At 64.3% G+C, this 701-nt stretch carries 1 protein-coding gene; it reads left to right on the top strand.

From position 1 onward, the window contains the following. Positions 1 to 428: 428 nt before the first annotated feature. The coding region (locus tag MJ783_RS15970) for a WhiB family transcriptional regulator (protein WP_305039285.1) at positions 429 to 701 on the top strand (273 nt) is incomplete at its 3' end.

Below are 701 nucleotides of genomic sequence, written 5' to 3'. Positions count from 1 at the left end.
TTCTTGATCTATTTTCCTGTTGCCGACGCTCCAAAAAATAGGTTGCCTCGGTGGAGGCAGCCTTCTACCGTATTCAGCGAGCACTGGAAGTGCCTGTCCGTCGCTGACGTCAACGTAAGGAGGTGGTCCCTGTGAGCAGCACTGGGGCCATCGACGCGTTCGTCCGCCCGCCGAATCGGTTCAGGCCGCGTGCCGCCGTCCGTCGCGCATCGTCCTTTGTGAACCCCATCCAGGTATGGGCGATAGCCACGCTCCATCTTTCGGGTCCGCTTCGAGGTTTGCCGCTGGCTTGACAAGCCGCAGAGCGCCGACTTCGAGGCCGCGGATCCCGGACGGGACCGCGGCCTTTGTCGTCTCACGGTCTGACGAGTTGAGCTTGACCGAACCTTCCGTAACCGATTCCTGAATGAATATCGGAGATGACGCCGGTGTTTGACCCATTGATCGTTTCTCGGATCGAGCGGGACCGGCTGGCTTTGCCGTGCTGGGACGTGGATCCGGACCTGTTCTTCGCTGAGTCCCCGCGGGATGTCGAGGCGGCGAAGGCGGTCTGCCAGGGGTGTCCCCTGCGGCCTGCCTGCCTGGCCGCCGCTCTCGACCGGTGCGAGCCCTGGGGCGTGTGGGGCGGTGAGCTTGTGGTAACAGGCACAGTCGTCCCCCGCAAGCGGCCCCGCGGCCGGCCTCGCAAGACTGTCGCCGCC

This window comes from Protofrankia sp. Cj3 (genome assembly GCF_917627355.1).
Taxonomy (GTDB): Bacteria; Actinomycetota; Actinomycetes; order Frankiales; family Frankiaceae; genus Protofrankia.
The sequence above is the reverse complement of the archived record's forward strand: the minus strand, read 5'-3'. Positions and strand labels throughout refer to the sequence as shown.